Raw genomic sequence first — 20,613 nt, forward strand, 5'->3', positions numbered from 1 at the left:
GGGAGACGTGATCATGAAGCTGCTGCGAGTCGGTACGGCCGGGGCCGAGCGGCCCGCACTGCTCGACGCCGACGGGACCCTGCGGGACCTGTCGGGCGTCGTGCCGGACATCGACGGGGCGCTGCTCGCGGACGACGCGGCGCTCGACCGCGTCCGTGCTGCCGCCGACGCCGGCGAGCTGCCCGCACTGGACGCCACCGGGTTGCGGATCGGGCCGCCGCTGGGGCGGATCGGCAAGATCGTCTGTATCGGTCTGAACTACCACGACCATGCGCGCGAGACGGGTGCCGAGCCGCCCGCCGAGCCGGTCCTCTTCATGAAGGCGCCGGACACCGTGGTCGGGCCGCACGACACGGTGCTCGTGCCGCGCGCGTCCCGCAAGACCGACTGGGAGGTCGAGCTGGCCGTCGTCATCGGGCGTACGGCCAGGTACCTGGGGTCCGCGCAGGAGGGGCTCGCGCATGTCGCCGGGTACGCCGTGGCGCACGACGTGTCCGAGCGGGAGTTCCAGATCGAGCGGGGCGGGACCTGGGACAAGGGCAAGAACTGCGAGACGTTCAACCCGCTGGGGCCGTGGCTGGTGACGGCGGACGAGGTGCCGGATCCGCAGCGGTTGTCGCTGCGGCTGTGGGTCAACGGCGAGTTGAAGCAGGACGGGACGACGGCTGAGCAGATCTTCCCGGTGGGGGAGGTCGTGCGGTATCTCAGTCAGTTCATGACGCTGTACCCCGGCGATGTGATCAACACGGGGACCCCGGCGGGGGTGGCGCTGGGGGCGCCCGAGCCCAAGCCGTTCCTGCGGGCCGGGGATGTCGTGGAGCTGGAGATCGAGGGGCTCGGGCGGCAGCGGCAAGAGTTCAAAGACGCCTGAGGGGCGGGGAGCTGCGGAGCGTTCGCGACTGCGGGTCAGTCGTGGTTGTTCGCGCAGTTCCCCGCGCCCCTGAAGGGTCAGCCCAGCAGCGCTGCCAGGTCGCGCCAGGCCTTCCTCGGGAGGGCGTCGCGCGGCTCGCCGTCCAGGACCTGGAGGGCGAGGTGGTCCGCTCCTGCCTCGAAGAAGGCGTCGGCCTTGGCGCGGATCGCCGTCTCGTCGCCCCAGGCGAACAGGGCGTCGACGAGGCGGTCGCTGCCGCCGTCCGACAGGTCGTCCTCGGTGAAGCCGTGCCGGAGGAAGTTGTTGGTGTAGTTCGGCAGCGGGAGGTAGATCGCGAGGAACTCGCGGGCCAGGGCGCGGGCACGGGCAGGGTCCGTCTCCAGGACGACGCCCAGCTCCGGGGCGAGCAGCGGGGCCTCGCCCAGGATCTCGCGGGCGTGCGCGGTGTGCTCCGGGGTGACCAGGTACGGGATCGAGCCCGCCGCCCGGTCGCGGGCCAGCCGGAGGGACTTCGGGCCCAGGGCGGCAAGGAGGCGGCGGTCCGCCGGCACTCCGGCGGCGTCCAGGCCGTCGAGGTGGCCGACGAGGGCCGAGTAGGGGCGCGAGTACTGCTCCTCGCGCTTGGCGTGGCTCACGCCGAGGCCCAGCAGGAAACGCCCGGGGTGGGTCGACTCCAGCTCCGCGAAGGCCGTGGCGGCGGCGTCCGGCTCGTGCTGCCAGATGCTCTGGATGCTCGTGCCGAACGCGAGCTTCGAGGTCGCCTCGATCAGCGGGGCGGCGTTGGCGGCGGAGCTGTTGCCGCCCAGCCAGACGGCGCCGTAGCCGAGTTCCTCCAGTTCGGCGGCGGCCTCGGCGAGTTCGCCGCGCCGGTCGGGGTCCTCCGAGCGCAGGCCTACGCTCCAGATGCCGTACCGGCCGACGGTTTCCTTCAGAGCGGTGGTCATCGGTTGGGATCCCTCCGGTTGGGCGCCATGCTTGATCATGCGTACGGCAGTGCCAACCGGAGGGGGCCGCCGATGATTCCAACAGGCCCTGATTCCAACACCCCTAGCGGTCCAGGAACCGCTCCAGGGCCTCGACCACGAACCGGTGGTCCTGGAGCTGCGGCAGCCCGGACACGGTCACGGCGCCGATCACGCCGGCGCCCTCGACGGTGATCGGGAAGGAACCGCCGTGTGCCGCGTACGTGTCGGGGTCGAGGCGCGAGGACTCCTCGAACGTCGTGCCCTTGGCGCGGAAGCGGGCACCCACCAGGTAGGAGGCGGAGCCGTAGCGCTCCACCACCCGGCGCTTGCGGGCGATCCAGGCGTCGTTGTCGGGCGTGGAGCCGGGCAGCGCCGCGTGGAAGAGCTGCTGGCCGGCGCGGTGGATGTCGATCGCGACCGGGGCCTGCCGCTCCCGGGCCATGCCGACGAGGAGCGAGCCGAGCTCCCAGGCGTCGTCGTGGGTGAACTGGCGGAACACCAGGCGGCGTTCCTCCTTCTCCAGCTCGTCCAGGCTCGGGGTGAGCTCCGGGTGGAACTTCGGGGTGAGCTCCTGGCTGTGTGAAGGGTTGCTCTTGTGGGTCACAGGGTCACCGTCACCTTCTCGCGGGCCGAACGACGGGCGGCTTCCAGTACGTCCAGGGCGGCGGCCGCCTCCAGGGCGGTCACCGGGTTCGGGGCCCCCTCCAGCAGGGCCTTCGCCACGGCCGCATAGTAAGCCGGGTAGTCGCCCGGGAGGGTGGGTTCGGGGCGTCCGCCTCCCGTGACCGGGGACTCGCCGGAGCCCACGCGGCCCCACAGCGACTCGGGCTCCGCGCCCCAGCCGGGCCCGGGGCGCCGGCCTTCGCGCAGGGCCGCCTCCTGGGGGTCGAGGCCGTACTTGACGTAGCCCGCGGCGGAGCCCAGGACGCGGAAGCGGGGGCCGAGCTGGGCGGTCGTCGCGGAGACGTAGAGGTGGGAGCGGACGCCGCTCGTGTGCGTGATCGCGATGAACGTGTCGTCATCCGTCTCGGCGCCCGGGCGGCGGATGTCCGACTCCGCGTACACGGCGGCGGCCGGGCCGAAGAGGACCAGCGCCTGGTCTACGACATGGCTGCCGAGGTCGTACAGCAGACCTCCGATCTCTGCGGGGTCGCCGGACTCCCGCCAGCCGCCCTTCGGCTTCGGACGCCAGCGCTCGAAGCGGGATTCGAAACGCCAGACGTCGCCCAACTCGCCCTCGGCCAGCAGCTTGCGCAGGGTGAGGAAGTCGTTGTCCCAGCGGCGGTTCTGGAAGACGGAGAGGAGCAGGCCGCGCTCCTCCGCCAGGGCGGCCAGCTCACGGGCCTCGGCCGCCGTGCCCGCTACGGGCTTGTCGACCACGACCGGCAGACCGGCCCGGAGGGCGGTGGTCGCGAGCGGCACGTGCGTCTTGTTCGGGGACGCGACGACGATCAGGTCCAGCTCGGCGGCCCGGTCGAACAGCTCGTCCGGGCCGGCGGCGAGGCGTACGTCCGGGAACTCGGCGCGGGCCTGCTGCTGCCGCTCGGGGTTCGAGGTGACCACCGTGTCGAGGGCGAGGCCCTCGGTGGCGGCGATCAGCGGGGCGTGGAAGACGGAGCCGGCGAGGCCGTAGCCGACGAGGCCGACGCGGAGGGGTGTGCCAGTCATGGCACCACTTTCGCAACGCTGTTGCCAAAGTGCAAGCGCCAGGGACAATGGGGGCGTGAACAGGGCGAACGACCGTACGGGCGGAGTGGGTGGCATGCACGGTGCCGCAGGGACATGGACCGGGGTGACAGGGAGCGGGGCGAACCTGCTCGCCCTGCGCAGCCACAACGCGGCGCTGGTGCTCGACCTGCTGCGCACGGCCGGGCCCGACGGCATCAGCCGGCTCGAACTCGCCGAGCGGACGGGCCTCACCCCACAGGCGGTCAGCAAGATCACGGCCCGGCTGCGGGAGGCCGGGCTCGCGGCGGAGGCGGGGCGCCGCGCGTCGACCGGGGGCAAGCCGCGCACGGTGCTGCGACTGGTGCCCGAGGCGGGACACGCGGTGGGGATCCACCTGGACCGGGACGAGGTCCGGGCCGTGCTCGTGGATCTGCGCGGGACGGTGGTGGGGGAGCGGCGCGCCGCGCTGGATCTGGGAGCCGGGGCGCGGGCGGTGCTGGCGGCGGTGACGGGGACCGTGCGGGGGGTGGTGGCGGACGTTTTGCGGGGGGCGGGGCCGGAGTCCGTCCGGGAGACCGTGACGGAAGCCTTGCGGGATGCGGCGGCGGAGACGGCCCGGGAGACGGCGACGGAAGCCTTGCGGGCGACGGGCCCGGAGTCCGTCCGGGGGACGGCGGCGGAAGCCTCGCGGGGGGCGGCGGCGGAGACGGCCCGGGAGACGGCGGCGGAAGCCTTGCGGGCGACGGGCCCGGAGTCCCTCCGGGAGACGGTGACGGAGTCCGCCGGGGAGGCGGCGACGGAAGTCTCGCGGGCGACGGGCCCGGAGGCCGTCCCGGCGGCGGCCGACGTGCTGCCCGCCGGGCCGTCCCTCGGCCCTGGAGGTTCCCTGCTCGGGGTGGGGGTGGCGCTGCCCGGGCCGCTCGACCATGTCCGGGGTGTGCTGCACCGGGTGACCGGTTTCCCCGAGTGGGACGGGTTTCCGCTGCGGGAGGCGCTGGCGGCGCGGCTCGGCGTGCCGGTCGTGGTCGACAAGGACACCAACGCGGCGGCGCTGGGCCTGGCGGCCGGGGGCGAGAGCGGCTCCTTCGCGTACCTGCACCTCGGTACGGGGCTGGGGGCCGGTCTGGTCATCGGCGGGAGCGTGCACCGGGGAGCCCGGACCGGGGCCGGGGAGTTCGGCCACCAGGTGATCCAGCTGGACGGCCCGCCGTGCACCTGCGGCGACCGGGGCTGCGTGGAGGCGCTGTGCCTCGGTGCCGTGGCGCGCGGTGATGTGGAGGAGGCGGCGCGGGTGCTGGGAGCGGGCGCGGCGAACCTGGTGGGGCTGCTCGACATCGACGTCGTCCTGCTGGGGGGCCGGACCGTGGCCTCGGCGCCGGAGGCGTTCGTGCGGGGGGTCGGGGCGGTACTGGCGGCGCGGGCGCGGCGGACGGGGGAGGACGCCGTGCCGGTACGGGTCGCGCCGGGTGGGGGGCGGGTCGTGGCGGCTGGGGCGGCTCAGCTGGTGCTGGGGCCGGTGTTCGGGCGCGGGGTCGCGTGAGAGGTGGGGGCGGGGTTCGGTGTGAGGGCTCGGCTGGGTGTGAGGGTCGGATTCCGTGTGGGGGTCGGCTGAGGGGCGTGGGCCGGTTTCGGAGTGTGGGCCGGATTCGCTACAGCGGTCGGATTCGCCGTAGCGGTCGGGTTCGCCGTAGCGGTCGGATTCCGCTGGGGCGTGTCCGTGGCGTCCGGGAAGATCCGCCCCAGGTGGTAGTCCAGCACCGTCCGTACGTCCGCGAGTGAGCGGCGGCCGTGCACCACGTCCAGGCCCAGCCCGATCGCGCCCGACACCAGCAGGTCGGCCTCGTACACCCGGTCGATGCCCGGCGCGGTGCTCCCCGCCGCCTCGCCCACCCCGATGATGTCCGCGACGAGCCGTTCCAGCGGCTGCTCGGCGGTCAGGAAGACCTCGGCGAGCACCGGATCGGTGAGGCTCCGCGCGTAGTACGCCGTGAACACCCGCAACGCGAAGGCGCGTTGTTCGTCCAACGGCAGGAACTCGTCCAGCACCGCCCGCAGCAGCGCGCACGGCTCCGTCATGTCGTACGGAATGCGTCCCTGGGCCAGCCGTTCGTTCTCCTCGTGCAGCAGTCGCAGCGCGTCGACCATCAGGGCGTGCTTGGAGTCGAAGTGGTACTGCACGATCCGCAGCGACACCCTGGCCTCCGCAGCGATCCTGCGCATGCTCGCCGCGTCCAGCCCCTGCTCGGCTGCGATGCGCCACACCGCCTCGGCGATCCGGCGCCGCTGCCGGGCCCGGACGTCCGTCGGCCGGGGCGCCGGCGGAGTGCCCGGAGCGGGCAGCGGCTGCCGGCGCCGGCGGTACGCCCGGGCCTGACAGCTCCGGGAGCAGTAGACGGGCGGACGGCCCCGGCCAGGACGGACCGTGGGCTTGCCGCACACCGGACACGCCCGCTCTTTTTCGTCACGCACGCCTTCACGATAGCGCGCCGAGAAAGTGTGACGTAATGCGAGATTGGGCTGCTTATAGCGGCGTATACCCTCCCGCCGATTGATACGTTCGTAACGTCGACAGACACACCCTCCTCCCACCTCCCCCCGGAAGGGAAGGCCATGAAGTACGACGTCCTACAGGTCCTCGGCATGGTGATGCTGGTCGTCTGCGCCCAGGCGCTCGTCCGGCTCCTCGTCGACAACGGTGACCGGGGGCTGCTGGACGGGCTCCCCGGCGGCTTCCTCCCCACGCTGCTGGCCTACGCGGTTCTCACCGCCGCCGGTGTGCTCCTAACCGGCTGGGCCCACTCGCGTGCGAAGGCGCTGGGGCGCCGCTGAGGATCCTGTCCGGTCGCCTCAGGTGTCCGCCGACCGGGCGGATTCGCGCCGCCGTTCGGGGGCGTTCCCGGCGATGTCGGCTCGCCAACGGCTCCATCCGGCAATGTCACATCTCCATGCGACTCTGCACGCCCGCTCACCTCTGCCTGGCGGCGGCAGCCACCACCGTCCTGCTCACCGGGGCCCATCCGGCGTACGCGGACGAGCCGGCGCCCGCCTGTGCCGCGCCCGACGACCACACCTTCCCGCTCACCACCCGCATCCACGGCGGGCCCGGCGCCTACGAGGCCGGGGGCGGGTTCGGGACCTGGTACGTCGATCTGACCAACACGACCGACCGGCCGTGCACCGGAATCCATCCGGTCGTCGTGCTCGTCGACGAGAAGCGGGTGCTGGAGCCTTCGCAGCCCCGGCTGGAGTTCTTCGAGGGGGCGCGAGCACACTCCGTGCGGTTCGAGAAGACGGGTGAGGACGAGCTCATCGGGGCGTTCGCCGACGACCAGGACCGCTTCGCCGGGTTCACCGTCGGGCCGGGGAAGACCGTCTCCGTGAAGGTGCGGCTCGCGGTCACCTCGGACGCCGTGCCGAACAAGGTCACCGTCAACGCCGCCGTGGTGCAGCGGCACGACGACGACGGTGACTGGGTCGGGCAGTCGAACGACTACCGCTTCGGGATCGACACCGAACCGCCGATCGACGGGGACGAGCCGGAGGCCGACGGCGGCACCGACTCCCAGCCCGACCCCGACCCCGACCCCGACCCCGACTCCGACGCCTCCGTCCCGCCCCGCGAGGACCGCTTCCCGTTCGCCGAGGAACTCGCCCGTACGGGAACCGGCGGCCAAGTCGCCGCGGCCGCCGCGGCGCTGCTGCTCGCCGGGGCCGGGGCAGTGCTCCTCGCGCGCCGGCGCCGCTGAGCCGCTGAGTCGCTGGGCAGAGCCGTCCCGCCTGTCGGGATGCCGTATACGGGTCATTCCGCAAGATCCGGCCACTGTTTAGGCTGGGGGCTGCCTGGCCCCAAGGCTCACGCTGGCACGCGTACGGCAGGAGATCCCGCACATGGCAGACCGCAAGCCCATCGAGTCGTGGCTCACCGACATGGACGGTGTGCTCATCCACGAGGGCGTACCGATCCCCGGCGCCGACGCCTTCCTCAAGAAGCTGCGTGAGTCCGGAAAGCCCTTCCTGGTCCTCACCAACAACTCGATGTACACCCCGCGCGACCTGCACGCCCGGCTGCGCCGCATGGGCCTGGACGTGCCGATCGAGAGCATCTGGACCTCGGCCCTGGCCACCGCCCAGTTCCTGGACGACCAGCGGCCGGGCGGGTCGGCGTACGTCATCGGCGAGGCCGGCCTGACCACCGCGCTGCACGACATCGGCTACATCCTGACCGACCACGAGCCGGACTACGTCGTCCTCGGCGAGACCCGCACGTACTCCTTCGAGGCCATGACGAAGGCGGTACGGCTCATCCTCGGCGGCGCCCGTTTCATCTGCACCAACCCCGACGAGACGGGCCCGTCCACCGAGGGCCCGCTGCCCGCGACCGGCGCGGTGGCCGCGCTGATCACCCAGGCGACCGGCAAGAAGCCGTACTTCGCGGGCAAGCCGAACCCGCTGATGATGCGGACCGGGCTGAACGCCATCGGCGCGCACTCCGAGAGCAGTGCGATGATCGGCGACCGCATGGACACGGACGTGCTGGCGGGCATGGAGGCCGGGATGCAGACGTTCCTGGTGCTCACCGGCCTGACCCGGCCCGACCAGGTCGAGGGCTTCCCGTACCGGCCGTCGCAGGTCGTCGACTCGATCGCGGACCTCGTCGACCGCGTCTGAGCCCGGAGACAGCGGGCCTCCGGGCCCGAGGCAGCCGGCCGGAGCTCAAACCCGTCGCCACCCGTACGGAGCAGTCGCCGCCTCCCTGAGGATGCGGGGGCCCACCGTGCGGGGGAGGCTCCAGGCGTCTGGAGGTTCACGATGGGTTCTCTGAAAGTCACTGTCTGTACGAGCGTCCTGGTCGCGGCCGTCCTCACCCCGGCGGCGTACGCGGTGGACGCAGGGGGCGTCTCGGTGACCCCGGCGACCCCCGCGCCCGGCAGTGACGTCACGCTCCGCGTGCCCGACTGTGCGGAGAGGACGGCCGTCGCCCGCTCGGCGGCGTTCGTCGCGGACGCGCGGCTCACCGTCCATGACGGTGAACTCGTCGGCGAGAGCCGCGTCCGCTCCACGCTCGACGCAGGGACGTACGCCGTGAAGGTCACCTGCGGGGGCGCCGAACGGACCGGCACGTTCACCGTCCGGGAGGGGCGGGAGGGTGAGGAGCGGCAGCGGCCGGCGCCCGGGACGGACGAACATGTGTCCGTGCCCGGGACGGACGAGCATGCGTCCGTGCCCGGGACCGGCGGGCAGCCCCCCGCGCCCGGGACGGTCGGGCAGCCCCCCGCACCCGACACCGTCGGACAGCCGCCCATGCCCGAGGGCGGTGGGCAGTCGTCCACGCCCGGTGACGATGAGCAGCAGTCCGCCTCCCGGCGACCGGGCCCGTACGCCTCTCCCGTCGCCCCGGTCCAGGCCGGCGGCGGTGGCGCGGCGGACCTCGTCGCCGCCGAGGACCGGGGGGCCGGTCCCGGTACGGCGCAGGGAGTGACCGGTCTGGTTCTCGCGGGCGTGGCCGCGGTGGTCGTCGCGCTGGGCGGTGTCCGCCGGGGCCGTGGAACGGACTGACCATGTCCGAACAGGGTCGAAACAAGGGCCTCTCCTCGGGCACCGGCCGCCTGCTGGCCGGCGTGGCCTGGGTGGCGCTGCTGCTCGGGCTGTGGCTCTGGGGCCGCGAGGTGACCGACGTACGGCACGGCATCTCCGCCCCCACCACGGGCGACATGGCGGCGGCCGGACGGCCCCCGGACGTGAAACTGCCGCCCGCGCACCGCCCGTTGGGCGACGCGCTGCCGCAGCGCGTCGACATCCCCGGGCTCGGGGTGCAGGCGCCCGTGGTGGCGCGGGGTCTGGACGCGCGCGGCGCGCTCGATCCGCCGCCGTACGACCAGCCGGGCACGGTCGGCTGGTACGCGGGCGGCGTGGCACCCGGGGCGCCGGGGACCGCGCTGATGGTCGGTCACGTCGACACCGACACCCGGCCCGCCGTCTTCTACAAGGTCAGTGCCATGCGTCCGGGCCAGACGATCCGGGTGATCCGGGCCGACGCCAAGGTCGCGGAGTTCACCGTCGAGTCCGTCCAGGTCCTCACCCGCGACCGCTTCGACGCCCACCAGGCCTACGGGCCCCGCGAGTCGGGCCGTGCCGAGCTGCGGCTGGTCACCTGCGGCGGCAGCTTCGACCGTACGACCCGCAGCTACACGGCGAACGTGGTGGTGTCGGCGTACCTGACAGGAACCGGTCTCTAACCCCTTGGGCGCCCACCCAACCCGGTCGGCGACCCGCTCCCCCTGAAGTCGCCGACCGGGCCGGTCCTCGACCGCGCGCACGGGCTGCGGGAGTAACCCGGCGAACTGCGCGGGAGGCCGCGGGGGCCACGGTGGGTGAAACTCTGGCCGGAGGCCGGGCCCTGCTGAGAAGACTCTAGAACCAAAGGGCCGTCCGGGCCTAGAGGTTGAATAACGCCAAGTCCCGATACGGTGGCTCTGCGTCATCGGCGCAGGTGGCTTCGGCCTCGTGGGTGTCGAGGGACGTATGTCAGGATTGAGACTTGGAACGCTGCACCCAAGGGGGAGTTGGATGTACGGCAGCAGGGGGGCAGGGGCGTCCGCCGGGAGGCGGGTGTCCGCAGTGGTGCTGGGGGCGGCACTGCTGATCACGGGGTGTTCGTCCGACGGGGGGGACGGATCGGACACCGGCGCCGACGCGGGCGCCGGGATCACACAGCAGCCCAAGGAGATCGCCCCGTTCTGGGTCAATCCGGACGGCACCGCGGCTCAGCAGGTCGCAGCCCTGGAGAAGGCCGGCAAGAAGCAGGACGCCGAGCACATCCGCAAGATCGCCGAGCAGCCGGTCGCCGAGTGGGTCGGCCCGGACAACCCCGAGGAGCAGACCCGGGGCTTCACCGAGGCCGCCGACAAGGCCGGCCGCACGGCACTGCTCGTCCTCTACAACATCCCGCACCGCGACTGCGGCCAGTACTCGCAGGGCGGCGCCGCCGACGGCAACGCCTACCGCGAGTGGCTCGACGGCGTGGCGGCGGGCATCGGCGACCGCTCGGCCACAGTCATCCTCGAACCGGACGCGCTGCTGCACCTGGTGGACGGCTGCACACCGGAGCAGTTCCACGAGGAGCGCTACGACCTCCTCAAGGGCGCCGTCACGAAGCTGAAGTCCCTGAAGAACACGAAGGTGTACCTGGACGCGGGCAACGCCGGCTGGCAGAACCCCGACCAGATCTTCGAGCCGCTGAAGCGGGCCGGCATCGAACAGGCCGACGGCTTCTCCGTCAACGTCTCCAACTTCTACTCCACCGACGACTCCATCGCCTACGGCAAGCAGCTCTCCGCCAAGGTCGCGGGCAAGCACTTCGTCATCGACACCAGCCGCAACGGCAAGGGCCCCTACGCCCAGGGCAACCCGGACGAACGCTGGTGCAACCCGCCGGGCCGCGCGCTGGGCGAGACGCCGACGACGAAGACGGCGGACCCGCTGGTCGACGCGTACCTGTGGGTCAAGCGGCCGGGCGAGTCGGACGGCGAGTGCAAGGGCGGACCCAAGGCGGGGCAGTGGTGGGGGGACTACGCGCTGAAGCTGGCCAAGGCGAGTTCCTAGAAACCGGGGCAGACGTCCTCGACCTGGTCCGGATCGGCCGCCAGGTCCTTCTCCTCGTCGGTCGGCTCCCGCTCCGCCAGGGCGCACAGCCGGTCCGTCCAGCGCTCCGGATCGAGCGGGATGGTGGAGGTGCGGGAGCCGTCGACGAGCGTGAGGTTCTTGCCGTCGGTACTCGGGGAGAGGGCGGAGCCGTACCCCACGTAGTAGCGGTAGGTGTCCTGGCGCTTGTCGATGTCCCAGACGACTTGTTCGCCGGCGGCGGTGGTCGTGTGGAGAAGGCGGTCGCCGAGGAAGCGGCCGAGGTAGTAGACGCCGTGGTAGGTGAGGGACGGCTTCCAGCCCTTCTTTCGCACGTCCCACAGTCGCACCCGACCGCCCGCGTATTGCACGGCGAGGACCTTGCCGTCGGGGGAGAGGGCGAACGACCGGACCGACCGGTCGTAGTCCTCCTTCTTGATCCACCTCTTGAACTCACCGGTGGTGAAGTCCCACACGCCGATCTCGGCCACCGTCCGCACCACCGCCTGCGGCTTGCCGGGTACGGCGGAGGCGAAGGTGCCGGCCGCCTCGTTGGCCAGCTGGGCGCGGTCCTGGACGGGCGGCCGGTAGATCTCGCCCTCCGGCTTGCCGGTCTCGAGATTCCAGCGGGAGACGTACGACAGTCCCGAGATCACGGCGTGGTCGTTGTCGGAGAAGCTCAGATTGATCCAGGACGGGACGCGCCCCGTGGTGGGGTCCGGACCGGACGCGGTGATGCCGTCGGGTGCGGGCAGCTCGAGGACGTGCTCCTCTCTGAGGGAAGAGCCGTCGATCCGCCAGACGAGCACCGTGCGCTGGTCCTCGGCGATGGTCAGCATTCGCCGCCCGCCCGGGCTGAAGGCCGCGTACATACGGGCCAGCGGCCGGGACGGTCGCGCCGTCGCGAGGAGACGGTGGTCGGCCAGGTTCCACAACTGGAGCCCTGTGCCCTTGGAGTCGACGACCGCCATCCTGCCGCTCGGCGCGTCCGGTGTGCGGATGCGGTTGAGCAGGGCGTTGGTGTCGAAGGACGTGGGCGGCTTGACGCGTACGGTGACGATGCTGCCGCCGACTCCGACGGCGGCGCGCAGGTCGTTGGGCGGGCCGGCCAGGGCGACCGGGGGAGCGAAACCGCGGCCGGTGATGTTCTGGTCCTCCGGAGCGGCGGCGGGCGTGTCGAACGTGGCCGGCCAGCCCCTCTCCAGGTCGATGACGAGGAACCGCATCCGGCCCAGGTCCGTGCCGATGCGCCCGGTGGGATTGATCAGGTAGCGGCCCGTCGCGTCGACCCGGGGCGTGTAGAGCGGGCACAGCCCCTGGAAGCTGCTGTTGCTCCAGCTCTGGAAACGCCGCGGGGCGGTGCCCAGCCGCCAGGCTTCGAGTGCGCCCTGCTCGGTGCAGGTGACCAGGACGCGGCCGTTGCCGCTGACGGTCGCGGAAGCCGTGGTCCGCTCGTCCCAAGGGCGGTGCAGTGAACCCGTCTCCAGGTCCCAGGAGACCAGCCGTCCCCGGGTGTCGTCCGCTTCCGCTCCGGAGGGCACGATCCGCGCCACGACCGTGTCGTCCGCGGCGAACCAGGCCTGTGCCGCGTCCCAGCCGCGCGGCGGAACGAGGGTGCGGCCCAGCCGTCGGCCGTCGTCCGTGCGCCACATCAGCACGCCCTCGCGCGGGATCGTGGCGAGAATCCGCCGACCGTCCCCGTCGAAGCGCAGGTCGTAGGCGGCGCGCGGGTTCTTCTTGACGGGGTCGCCCTCACGCAGCGGGACGGTCCTGAGGACGCCGGGGTCGGCGGCGGTCGGCACTCCGAGCGAGACAAGGCCCCAGTTGCTCGCCCGGGCCATGATCCGCCCGTCGGGCGACACGGCGATCCGCTCATTGTCGCTCCGCTTTTCACGGAGCGTTGGCACGGGCCGTTTCTTCCCGCGTAGGTCCAGCTTCGCGAAGTCCCCGTTGCTCAGCAGGGCATAGGCGTGCGTGCCGTCCTCTGTGAGCTTCACGTCCTTGACCTCCGCGTGCCCTTCCATCACCACCCGCTCCACGTCCTGCAACCGCAAGTACTGTGCGAGCAGGGCGGAGCGCGCCTCCGGCCTTGCCTCCGACCGGTAGGCCCCGACCGCGTAAAGGGAGGAGATGGTCAGGGACGTGCTGTCGATACTCGCGGCCTGCTGCGCCAGCCGATCCGACGCCAACCGCCGCTGCTCCCTCAGCAGATTCAGATACAGCACGGACACCACCGTCGCGGCCACGACGGCCAGGACCGTGACAACCGCCCACAGCATCCGCAAGTACCGCTTCCGGCGCTCGGACCGTGCGGCCTCGCGTTCCTTGCGGTCCCGCAGCCCGACACTCGCCTCGATGAACTCGCGGTCCTCCTCCGTCAGTTCGTCACGCCGCTCGTCGAGCGTTCGGACCGCCACCGACAACGCCGGATCCTCCAGCAACAGCCCGTCCGGCCGCCCTGCCCGCCACCACCGGGCACGGTCGTAGCGCAGTTCGCCGCGCCAGGTGAGGAATGTACGGTCCTTTTCCAGCTGCTGCGCGAGCGGCTGCCAGTGTTCGATGAGGGCCTCGTGGGCCAGCTCGACCGTCTCGCCCCGCTCGGGGTCCGCGCCCAGGACCAGAACCCGGGCCTCGGCGAGTGCGCGGGCGATGGCCCACTGCTCCTCGCCCACGTCGCGGCGGGCGAGCCGGGCGCGCAGGGCCGTGCCGCTGCCGGGCGGGATCTGGACCAGCGCGCGGAGCAGGCCGGTCGCGGCTTCCTCCGCCGTGCCCCGCAGCGCCCGCTGCCACGCGGAGTCCGCCCTGCTGCTCAGCACCCCGCCGAGGCCGCCGAGTTCGCGGTAGGTGTCGAGGCGCAGCCGGCCGCCCACCTGCCGTTCCCACAAGGTGGTCAGGACGAACCCGAGCAGGGGCAGGGCTCCCGGCCGGCCCGCCGCGTCATCGATGAGCCGGTCGGCCAGTCCGCTGTCGTACTCCACGCCGGGGAAGGCCCTCAGCGGCAGCCGGACCACCTCGGTGAGCTGCTCGCGGGTCATCAGGCCCAACTGGTGCGCGGGCGCCCCGCCGACCAGCCGGCTCAGCTCCGGGTGGCGCAGGGCCGCGTCCTGGAAGTCGGTCCGCAGCGCGACCAGGACCGCCACTCCGGGGTGCCGGCAGGCGTCGAGGAGGGCGTCCACCAGGGCGCGCAGCTCCTCCTCGGGGCGCAGCAGCAGCGCCTCCGCCTGGTCGAGGGCCAGCACGAGTCCGCGTGCCGAGCGGTGGGTTCGCGTCGCGTCCCGGACCGTCGCGGCGTCCGGTCGGCGGCCTTCCGCGCGCAGGGTGACGACCTCCGCCTCCTGCTCCTGCAGGCGGGGCAGGACGCCCGCCATGAGGAGGGAGGACTTGCCGGAGCCGGAGGGGCCGGTCAGCGTCACGCAGCCCTCGGGCGGCCCGTGCGGGCAGAGCAGGTCGACGACCGCGGTGACGTCCTCGTCCCGGCCGAAGAAGTGCGCGCTGTGCTCCTCGGTGTACGGGCGCAGGCCCGGGAACGGGGAGTCGGGCGCGAGCAGTTCGGCCAGCTCCGGCAGTTCGTCGAGGACAGTACGGGTCGGGATGCAGAAGCTCTGCCCGCGGTGTGCCGGTGAGATCGAGGCGACGATGCCGACCACGGCACCGAGGTCCTCGTCCCACACGGCGGAGCCGCTGAAGCCGGGCTGGATCGGGTCCGACTGCCCGTCGAGCGGCGACATCTGAAGCCGGCCGGTGCCGGTCCGGGCACGCAGCCGGGCGGTGTGCCAGCCGCCGCCGGTGTCGTCACGCGGCAGTCCGAAAACGATGGCTCTGTGGTCCCAGACGTCCCGGGGCGCCGCCATCAGGACCGGCCGGGCCTCCGGAAGCGGGCGGGACAGGGACAGTACGGCGACGTCGCCGGTGCCGTTCGCGCGTACGGGCACCCAGTCGCGGACGACGGCGTCCACCGGCTCGCCCTCGCGCAGGACCAGACGGACACCGAGGGGGCCGTCGGGGCGCTCCTCCTGGTGGGACGGCCGCCCCGAGGCCTCCAGTACGACATGGGCGCAGGTCAGCACCAGTGTGGGCGCGATGAGCACCCCGAGGCCGCCGATGTGCCCGTCCGTGCCCGTGACCTGGACGGTCGCGGCGGCCAGGACTTCCTCGGCCACCGGATCCGACGTGGTCGACTCGGTCATCTCCCGTTTCCCCCGCCACCGCCCGCCACACGTGTCGATCTGGTACCGAGGGCACACCATCTACGTGCACAGGTCAAGCATGTTTCCCGTCAGCCGTCGGACTCCGGCGACGGGAGGTAGGCGCCCGGCACGTCCTTCGGCGCGTACACCTTCTTGTCACCGGGGTACGGCTTGGTGAAGGTGTGCGTCTGGTACCAGGTGTAGCGGTTCATCTGCTCGGGGTTGGCGTAGTCGGGCACGGCGTTCGGGCCGGTCAGCCGCTGGTGCGACGCCCAGGTCTTCCACTGCGCCGCCACCGTCCGCGCCGCCTGTGGCACCGCCGTGGACGTCGGCGCGGCCGCTGCCTTGGCGTCCTGCGGCGCCGGGGTGTCCGAACCGCAGGAGGGCTGGGGGCTGACGCCGAGGGTCAGCGAGGTCCGGTTGGGCACCGCGGTGAACGGGGTGTCGTCCGCCTTCCGGGTGAACGCCCCGTGCATGGGGGTGGCCGCGCTGTCGAGCTGGTTCATCGGGTGGATGCCGAGGATCTGCTCGATGGTGCGGACCATCGTGATCTGCGAGTAGTAGTGGTTGTCGACGGTGCCGTGCTCGGCGTACGGGCTGATGATCTGGACCGGCGCACGGTGGCCGTCGACGTGGTCGAGACCGTTCTGGGAGTCGTCCTCGGCGACGAAGATCGCCGAGTCCTTCCAGTACTTGCTGTGCGAGATCTCGTCGACCATGCGGCCGACCGCGAGGTCGTTGTCCGCGACCTCGGCGGAGGCGTTCGCCGGGCCACCGGTGTGGTCGTTGGAGAACCAGAACATGTTCAGGTTCGCCGGGCCGTTCTTCTCGAAGTCCTGCTTCCAGATCTGTTCCTTGTAGATGTCCGGGACATCGAGGTCGAACAGCGGGAAGCCCTGCACCGAGACCTTGTTGAGCGAGGGGATCGCCGAACCGGTCTTGATGGGGTACTGGGTCTGCGCCCCGGTCGCGGCCATGTTCTTGCTGTCGCAGTACAGGTTCTGCCAGGTCGCGCCCGCCGGCTTGGACTCGATCGACTGGAACTCGCCGAAGTCCTTGACGGACTTCCCGGCCGCCTGCGCGCCGGTCCAGAGGAAGCCGGTCTTCTGGTGGCCGAGAACGTCGTCCTCGGTGTCGTAACTGCGCGTGTATTCGCCGGCCGAGGACTCGGTGTACTCCGGGTTGTCGGCCTGCATCATCCAGTTGTGGCCCTCGGCGGAGTTCGTGCCGACGTCGTAGAAGTTGTCGTACAGCCCGAACTGCCGGGCCAGCGCGTGCTGGTTGGGCGTCACGTTCTCGCCGAACGTCGTCAGCGAGGAGTCGCCGTCGCCCTGTGGCATGTCGCCGAAGACCTGGTCGTAGGTCCGGTTCTCCTTGACCAGCAGGAAGACGTGCTTGATGGTCGAGGGGTCGCCGAGGCGCGCCGGGACCGGCAGCGGCTTGGCGTGGCGGTTGCCCTGGGCGGTGAGGACCGAGCCGGCCGTCCAGCCGTTCTGCTGGAAGACCTTGGCCGTCTGGGAGCGGACGACGCTGTCGTCGGGCAGGGTGAACTGCGTCAGGCTGGACGTCGTGTCGTGGGTGCCGTGGCCGGCGCCGGCGGTGGGACGGCGGGCGTCGACACCACGGGTGTTGGAGACGACGACCTGCTTGCCGACGGTGGTGATCTCCGAGGGGAAGTAGTCCGTCGGGAGCAGACCGACGTAACGGGCCGGCTGCTGCGCGGAGGTGTAGCGGTAGACGGCCACGGCGTTGGCACGGCCGAGCGTCACCAGGAGGCGGCCGTCGTCGGTGAGCGTCACGGCGTCGGGCTCGTAACCGACCGCTGCCTCCGGCCACGGCTGGGTGGCGATGGTCTGGACGACCTTGTCCTTGGCCGTGTCGATGACCGAGACGCTGTTGTCGGCGGTGTTGGTGACGAACACGGTGCCCTTCTCGGCGTACACGGCGGTCGGGTGCAGACCGACGTCGATGCTGCCGACGGCGGAAGAGGGGTCCGCCGTGTCGATGACGCTGACCGTGCCGGTCGTGGCGGCACCGGTGTCGGGGTCGGCGGGCACCTGGGTGCCGTAGGAGTTCATGGTGGTGTCGCCGGCCTTGGCCGGACGGCCGCCCTCGTTGCTGACGTAGAGCTTGCCGCCGACCAGGGCGAGACCGCGCGGGGCGTTGCCGACGGCCCAGCTCTGCTTGATGGTTCCGCCGGCCGCGTCGATGGCGACCACCCGGTTCTGGCCGTTGACCGCCGAGTAGACGGTGGAACCGTCGGCCGAGAAGACCGCCGCGCCCACCAGCGCGTGCTTGGTGCCGTCGGCCGGGACGGAGACGGTCACCGGGTCGGTGAGGGTGCCGTCCGCGTTGACGGTGAACTTGGTGTAGCCGTCGGCCTGGCCCAGCCACAGCTGCTTGCCGTCGGGCGAGTACGTCGGGCCCTCCTGGCCGACGGAGCCGGTCTTGATGCGCAGGTCGTCCGCCGCGTTGGTGCCGACCTTCTGCTTCACCTGCCCGGTTGCGCGGTCGAGGACGACGAGTGAGGCGTCGCCGTCGGTGACCGCGGCCGCCAGGTGGGTACCGTCCGGGCTGACCGTCGACGACATGATCTTGCCGTCGTTGACGACGGTGCGACTGCCGTAGGGCTTGATGTACTGGTCGCTGGAGATGACCTGGCCGTTGCGGGTGGTCTGGGCGACCTGCTGCGTGCCGAACTGCCACGTCGAGGCGACGGCGGTGCCCGTGACGCCGAGGGCGACGGCGATGCCCGCCGTCACCAGTACGGAACGACGGCCGACGTGTCTGCCGAAGAGGCTGATCTGCTCTTTCTCGTCAACTCGGCGTTGCCGTGTTACCTGCATGGGATTGTCCCTTCGAGGTGGTGTCGAGCAGCTCGACGTTGCCGTCGAACTGCCAAAGGGGGTTCGGGGCGTCCCCGGTGGGGGTACGGACGAGGAAGTAGCCGTTGACTTCCTTCGGTCCGTCGCCGTCGGCCACGAACCGCCCGTCTGAGGCGACGTCGAGCTGGTAGACGGCCGTCCCGGCCACCGCGACGTCGGGGAGATGCCAGGTCACGACGCAACGCCAGTCGTTGCCCGCGCCCTCTTGAGCGCCCTGGCCGTCGCTCTTGGTGCACGCCGCCGTGGCCCGCAGCCGCGCCTCGGTGACGGCGGGGCGGTGCAACTGCCGGGTCTGCAGGCGGTAGAGGTGCGCGAAGGCCGTGGCCACCGACCGCTGGACCTTGTCCTGCCGGATGCCCGAGCCCATGGACGGGGTCGCCACGGCGATCACCGCGACGGTGAGGGCGGTCAGTGCGGCCAGGGGCAGCAGGCCGAGCGTGAACGCGCGGCGCCCGGCACCGTCGTAGGCCGGGTTGGTGAAGTCCCGCCGCAGCAACAGCAGATGGGCCAGCGCCGTCGCGAGCACGGCCCACACCAGGCTGACCACGACACCGATCAGGAGCGGGCCGGCCTGGGCCGGGCTGGTGAACAGACCGTTCCAGGAGATGAAGGCGTAGCCGGGAAGGGCGAGGCGCACGGCAACGGGCAACGGCAGCATCTGGGCGACCTGCATCGCGAGCGCGACGAGCGCGGGCAGCAGCAGCCCCATCGGGGACCGACCCAGCGCGACCGACCCGAGCAGTCCGATCGCGGCGAGGGCCAGGGTCGGTGCGAGTGCGCAGGCCCAGGCGAGCACAACCCTGCCGGCGGCGTCCCCGGGCGCCAGCAGTTGGCCGTCGAGGCCGACCAGCGGCCGGCTGCCGACCGCCACGACCCCGCCGGCCGCGCTGGAACAGGCCAGCCCCGCCACGAGCAGCAGGATGACGGTGAGGCCGGCCAGTGCCTTCGCCGCGAAGATCCGCCCGGGTGAACGGACCGCCACGAGCAGGTGGCGCCAGGTGCCGAGCCGGTCCTCGGAGGCGAACACGTCACCGGCGACCACCGAGGTCAGCAGCGGGAGCGCCCACGTGCCCGCGAAACCCAGCATCACCAGGGGTCCGGCCCACCCGGTGGCGTGCATCCAGCGACCGAAGAGGGTGTCGGAGGGGAGCGTGCTCTGCAGACTCACGCCGGCGACGAAGAACGCCGGAGCGATCCAGCAGGCCAGGACCAGCAAGCGGATCCGCCACTGCGACACCAGCTTGACCAGCTCGAAGCGGTAGCCACGTGGAAGGGGGACCGGGCGGGCGCTGACAACGTTGTGGGCGATGGCCGCGGTCATCGGCCGGCCTCCTGCCGCTCGGTGAGGGCGAGGAACGCGGCTTCGAGCGGCGACACCAGGGGTGCGAGTTCGCGCACCGCGATACCCGCGTGCACGAGCCCCGCCACCAGTTCGTCGACGGCGGGCACCGGCGCGCGTACGACGAGCACCTCGGGGTCGTGCCGTGCTCCGGCGTCGTCGACGACGCTGATTCCGGCCGTGTCGACAGCCAGCCGGCGGGCGGCTTCGGGGTCGGAGGTCCGCAGCCGGTAGTCGAGTTCACGGCTCTCGGCTGCGAGCTTGCTCAGCGGCCCGGAGAAGACGACCCGTCCGGTGGCGAGGATGGTGACCTCGGAGCACAGTGCCTCGAGGTCGTCCATGCGGTGGCTCGAGAGCACGACGCTGGTTCCGTCCGACGCGAGCCGCGTGAGGACACCGTGTACGTGTTTCTTGCCGGCCGGGTCGAGGCCGTTGGAAGGTTCGTCGAGCACGAGAAGCCGGGGCCTGGTGAGCAGGGCGGCGGCGAGCCCCAGCCGCTGACGCATGCCGAGGGAGAAGCCGCGGGCCCGGTCGTCGGCGACATCGGTGAGCCCGACCTGGTCGAGCGCGTCGTCGACCCCCGCTGTCCGCGCGTCGCGGCCGCGGAGAGCGGCCAGCGCGGCGAGGTTCTGCCGGGCGGTGAGCGAGGGGTAGAGACCGGGCCCGTCCACGAAGCCGGCGACACCGTCGGGAGCGGCGAGCGCCCGGCCGACCGGCGTTCCCAGGATCTCGAGTCGGCCGCTGTCCGCGACGGCCAGGCCCAGCAGGAGACCGAGCAGTGTCGTCTTGCCGGCGCCGTTGGGTCCGGCCAAGCCGTGGATCTGCCCCTGCGTCACGTCCAGATCGACGCCGTCGAGTGCGACGACATCCCCGAACCCCTTGGTGATCCCGCGAGCGCGGACTGCGAGGAGTGTGTCCATGAGTGCCTTCCTTCAAGCCCTCAGGGACCTTAGGGACGGCACACAGGCAGACGCGGACGGAGGACTGAACGGGCACGGAACGGGTCGTCAAGCCGTCGGCAAGCATTGGTCATGAACAGCCGACATTGAGCCGGACTTGGGCAAGGCGCGGACGCACG

General features: G+C 72.0%; 16 protein-coding genes. 8 read left to right on the top strand and 8 right to left on the bottom strand.

Features of this window, described 5'->3' with window-relative positions:
- Nucleotides 1–13 precede the first annotated feature (13 nt).
- Entirely contained in the window at nucleotides 14–871 is an 858-nt protein-coding gene (locus MQE23_RS27780; RefSeq protein ID WP_037670627.1) for a fumarylacetoacetate hydrolase family protein, read from the top strand.
- A 77-nt stretch (nucleotides 872–948) separates the two neighbouring features.
- On the opposite strand, the gene MQE23_RS27785 is transcribed toward MQE23_RS27780, so the two are convergent.
- The 3 genes from MQE23_RS27785 to MQE23_RS27795 form a co-directional block, all read right to left on the bottom strand.
- Nucleotides 949–1,815 carry an LLM class F420-dependent oxidoreductase gene (locus MQE23_RS27785; RefSeq protein ID WP_243380568.1) on the bottom strand — a complete coding sequence of 289 codons (867 nt, stop codon included), beginning with the start codon at nucleotides 1,813–1,815 and terminating at the stop codon, nucleotides 949–951.
- 103 nt (nucleotides 1,816–1,918) lie between these two features.
- Nucleotides 1,919–2,440, bottom strand: coding sequence for a heme-degrading domain-containing protein (locus tag MQE23_RS27790; RefSeq protein WP_243380569.1), 522 nt, complete (start codon nucleotides 2,438–2,440; stop codon nucleotides 1,919–1,921).
- Nucleotides 2,437–3,504 carry a Gfo/Idh/MocA family oxidoreductase gene (locus tag MQE23_RS27795; protein ID WP_020274155.1) on the bottom strand — a complete coding sequence of 356 codons (1,068 nt, stop codon included), beginning with the start codon at nucleotides 3,502–3,504 and terminating at the stop codon, nucleotides 2,437–2,439. The genes MQE23_RS27790 and MQE23_RS27795 overlap by 4 nt, the downstream gene beginning before the upstream one ends.
- A gap of 94 nt (nucleotides 3,505–3,598) precedes the next feature.
- On the opposite strand from MQE23_RS27795, the gene MQE23_RS27800 reads away from it, so the two are divergent.
- Entirely contained in the window at nucleotides 3,599–5,044 is a 1,446-nt protein-coding gene (locus MQE23_RS27800) for an ROK family transcriptional regulator (RefSeq protein WP_243382778.1), read from the top strand.
- Here MQE23_RS27800 and MQE23_RS27805 read toward each other — a convergent pair.
- A complete protein-coding gene (locus MQE23_RS27805; protein ID WP_243380570.1) occupies nucleotides 5,002–5,973 on the bottom strand; it encodes a TetR/AcrR family transcriptional regulator in 972 nt (323 codons plus the stop codon). The two genes, MQE23_RS27800 and MQE23_RS27805, sit on opposite strands and share 43 nt — an antisense overlap.
- 141 nt (nucleotides 5,974–6,114) lie before the next feature.
- On the opposite strand from MQE23_RS27805, the gene MQE23_RS27810 reads away from it, so the two are divergent.
- From MQE23_RS27810 to MQE23_RS27835, 6 genes are all read left to right on the top strand, one after another.
- Nucleotides 6,115–6,333, top strand: coding sequence for a hypothetical protein (locus tag MQE23_RS27810; protein WP_020274151.1), 219 nt, complete (start codon nucleotides 6,115–6,117; stop codon nucleotides 6,331–6,333).
- A 116-nt stretch (nucleotides 6,334–6,449) separates the two neighbouring features.
- Nucleotides 6,450–7,250, top strand: coding sequence for an LPXTG cell wall anchor domain-containing protein (locus MQE23_RS27815; protein ID WP_243380571.1), 801 nt, complete (start codon nucleotides 6,450–6,452; stop codon nucleotides 7,248–7,250).
- Between the two features lie 142 nt (nucleotides 7,251–7,392).
- The gene (locus MQE23_RS27820) at nucleotides 7,393–8,172 is read left to right on the top strand and encodes an HAD-IIA family hydrolase (protein WP_020274149.1); all 780 of its coding nucleotides are present in this window, start codon (nucleotides 7,393–7,395) and stop codon (nucleotides 8,170–8,172) included.
- Nucleotides 8,173–8,313: 141 nt separating this feature from the next.
- Nucleotides 8,314–9,060: a hypothetical protein gene (locus tag MQE23_RS27825; protein WP_243380572.1), complete on the top strand. Its 747-nt coding sequence runs from the start codon at nucleotides 8,314–8,316 to the stop codon at nucleotides 9,058–9,060.
- A gap of 2 nt (nucleotides 9,061–9,062) precedes the next feature.
- Nucleotides 9,063–9,740, top strand: coding sequence for a class F sortase (locus MQE23_RS27830; RefSeq protein ID WP_020274147.1), 678 nt, complete (start codon nucleotides 9,063–9,065; stop codon nucleotides 9,738–9,740).
- Nucleotides 9,741–10,071: 331 nt separating this feature from the next.
- The gene (locus tag MQE23_RS27835) at nucleotides 10,072–11,106 is read left to right on the top strand and encodes a glycoside hydrolase family 6 protein (protein ID WP_037670601.1); all 1,035 of its coding nucleotides are present in this window, start codon (nucleotides 10,072–10,074) and stop codon (nucleotides 11,104–11,106) included.
- Here the strand turns inward: MQE23_RS27835 and MQE23_RS27840 are convergent.
- The 4 genes from MQE23_RS27840 to MQE23_RS27855 all read right to left on the bottom strand — a co-directional run bounded on the left by MQE23_RS27840 (nucleotide 11,103) and on the right by MQE23_RS27855 (nucleotide 20,455).
- Complete coding sequence (locus MQE23_RS27840) at nucleotides 11,103–15,311, bottom strand: trypsin-like peptidase domain-containing protein (protein ID WP_243380573.1); 4,209 nt, start codon at nucleotides 15,309–15,311, stop codon at nucleotides 11,103–11,105. The two genes, MQE23_RS27835 and MQE23_RS27840, sit on opposite strands and share 4 nt — an antisense overlap.
- An 89-nt stretch (nucleotides 15,312–15,400) precedes the next feature.
- On the bottom strand, nucleotides 15,401–18,157 hold the full coding sequence (locus MQE23_RS27845; RefSeq protein WP_037668309.1) for a bifunctional YncE family protein/alkaline phosphatase family protein: 2,757 nt from the start codon (nucleotides 18,155–18,157) through the stop codon (nucleotides 15,401–15,403).
- Complete coding sequence (locus MQE23_RS27850; protein ID WP_020271721.1) at nucleotides 18,129–19,517, bottom strand: putative Collagen alpha-1(XXVII) chain; 1,389 nt, start codon at nucleotides 19,515–19,517, stop codon at nucleotides 18,129–18,131. The genes MQE23_RS27845 and MQE23_RS27850 overlap by 29 nt, the downstream gene beginning before the upstream one ends.
- Nucleotides 19,514–20,455, bottom strand: a complete 942-nt coding sequence (locus MQE23_RS27855; protein ID WP_243380574.1) for an ABC transporter ATP-binding protein — start codon at nucleotides 20,453–20,455, stop codon at nucleotides 19,514–19,516. Before MQE23_RS27855 ends, MQE23_RS27850 begins: the two co-directional genes overlap by 4 nt.
- Nucleotides 20,456–20,613 lie beyond the last annotated feature (158 nt).

The sequence above is a fragment of the Streptomyces sp. HP-A2021 genome (assembly GCF_022807935.1).
Lineage (GTDB): Bacteria > Actinomycetota > Actinomycetes > Streptomycetales > Streptomycetaceae > Streptomyces > Streptomyces afghaniensis.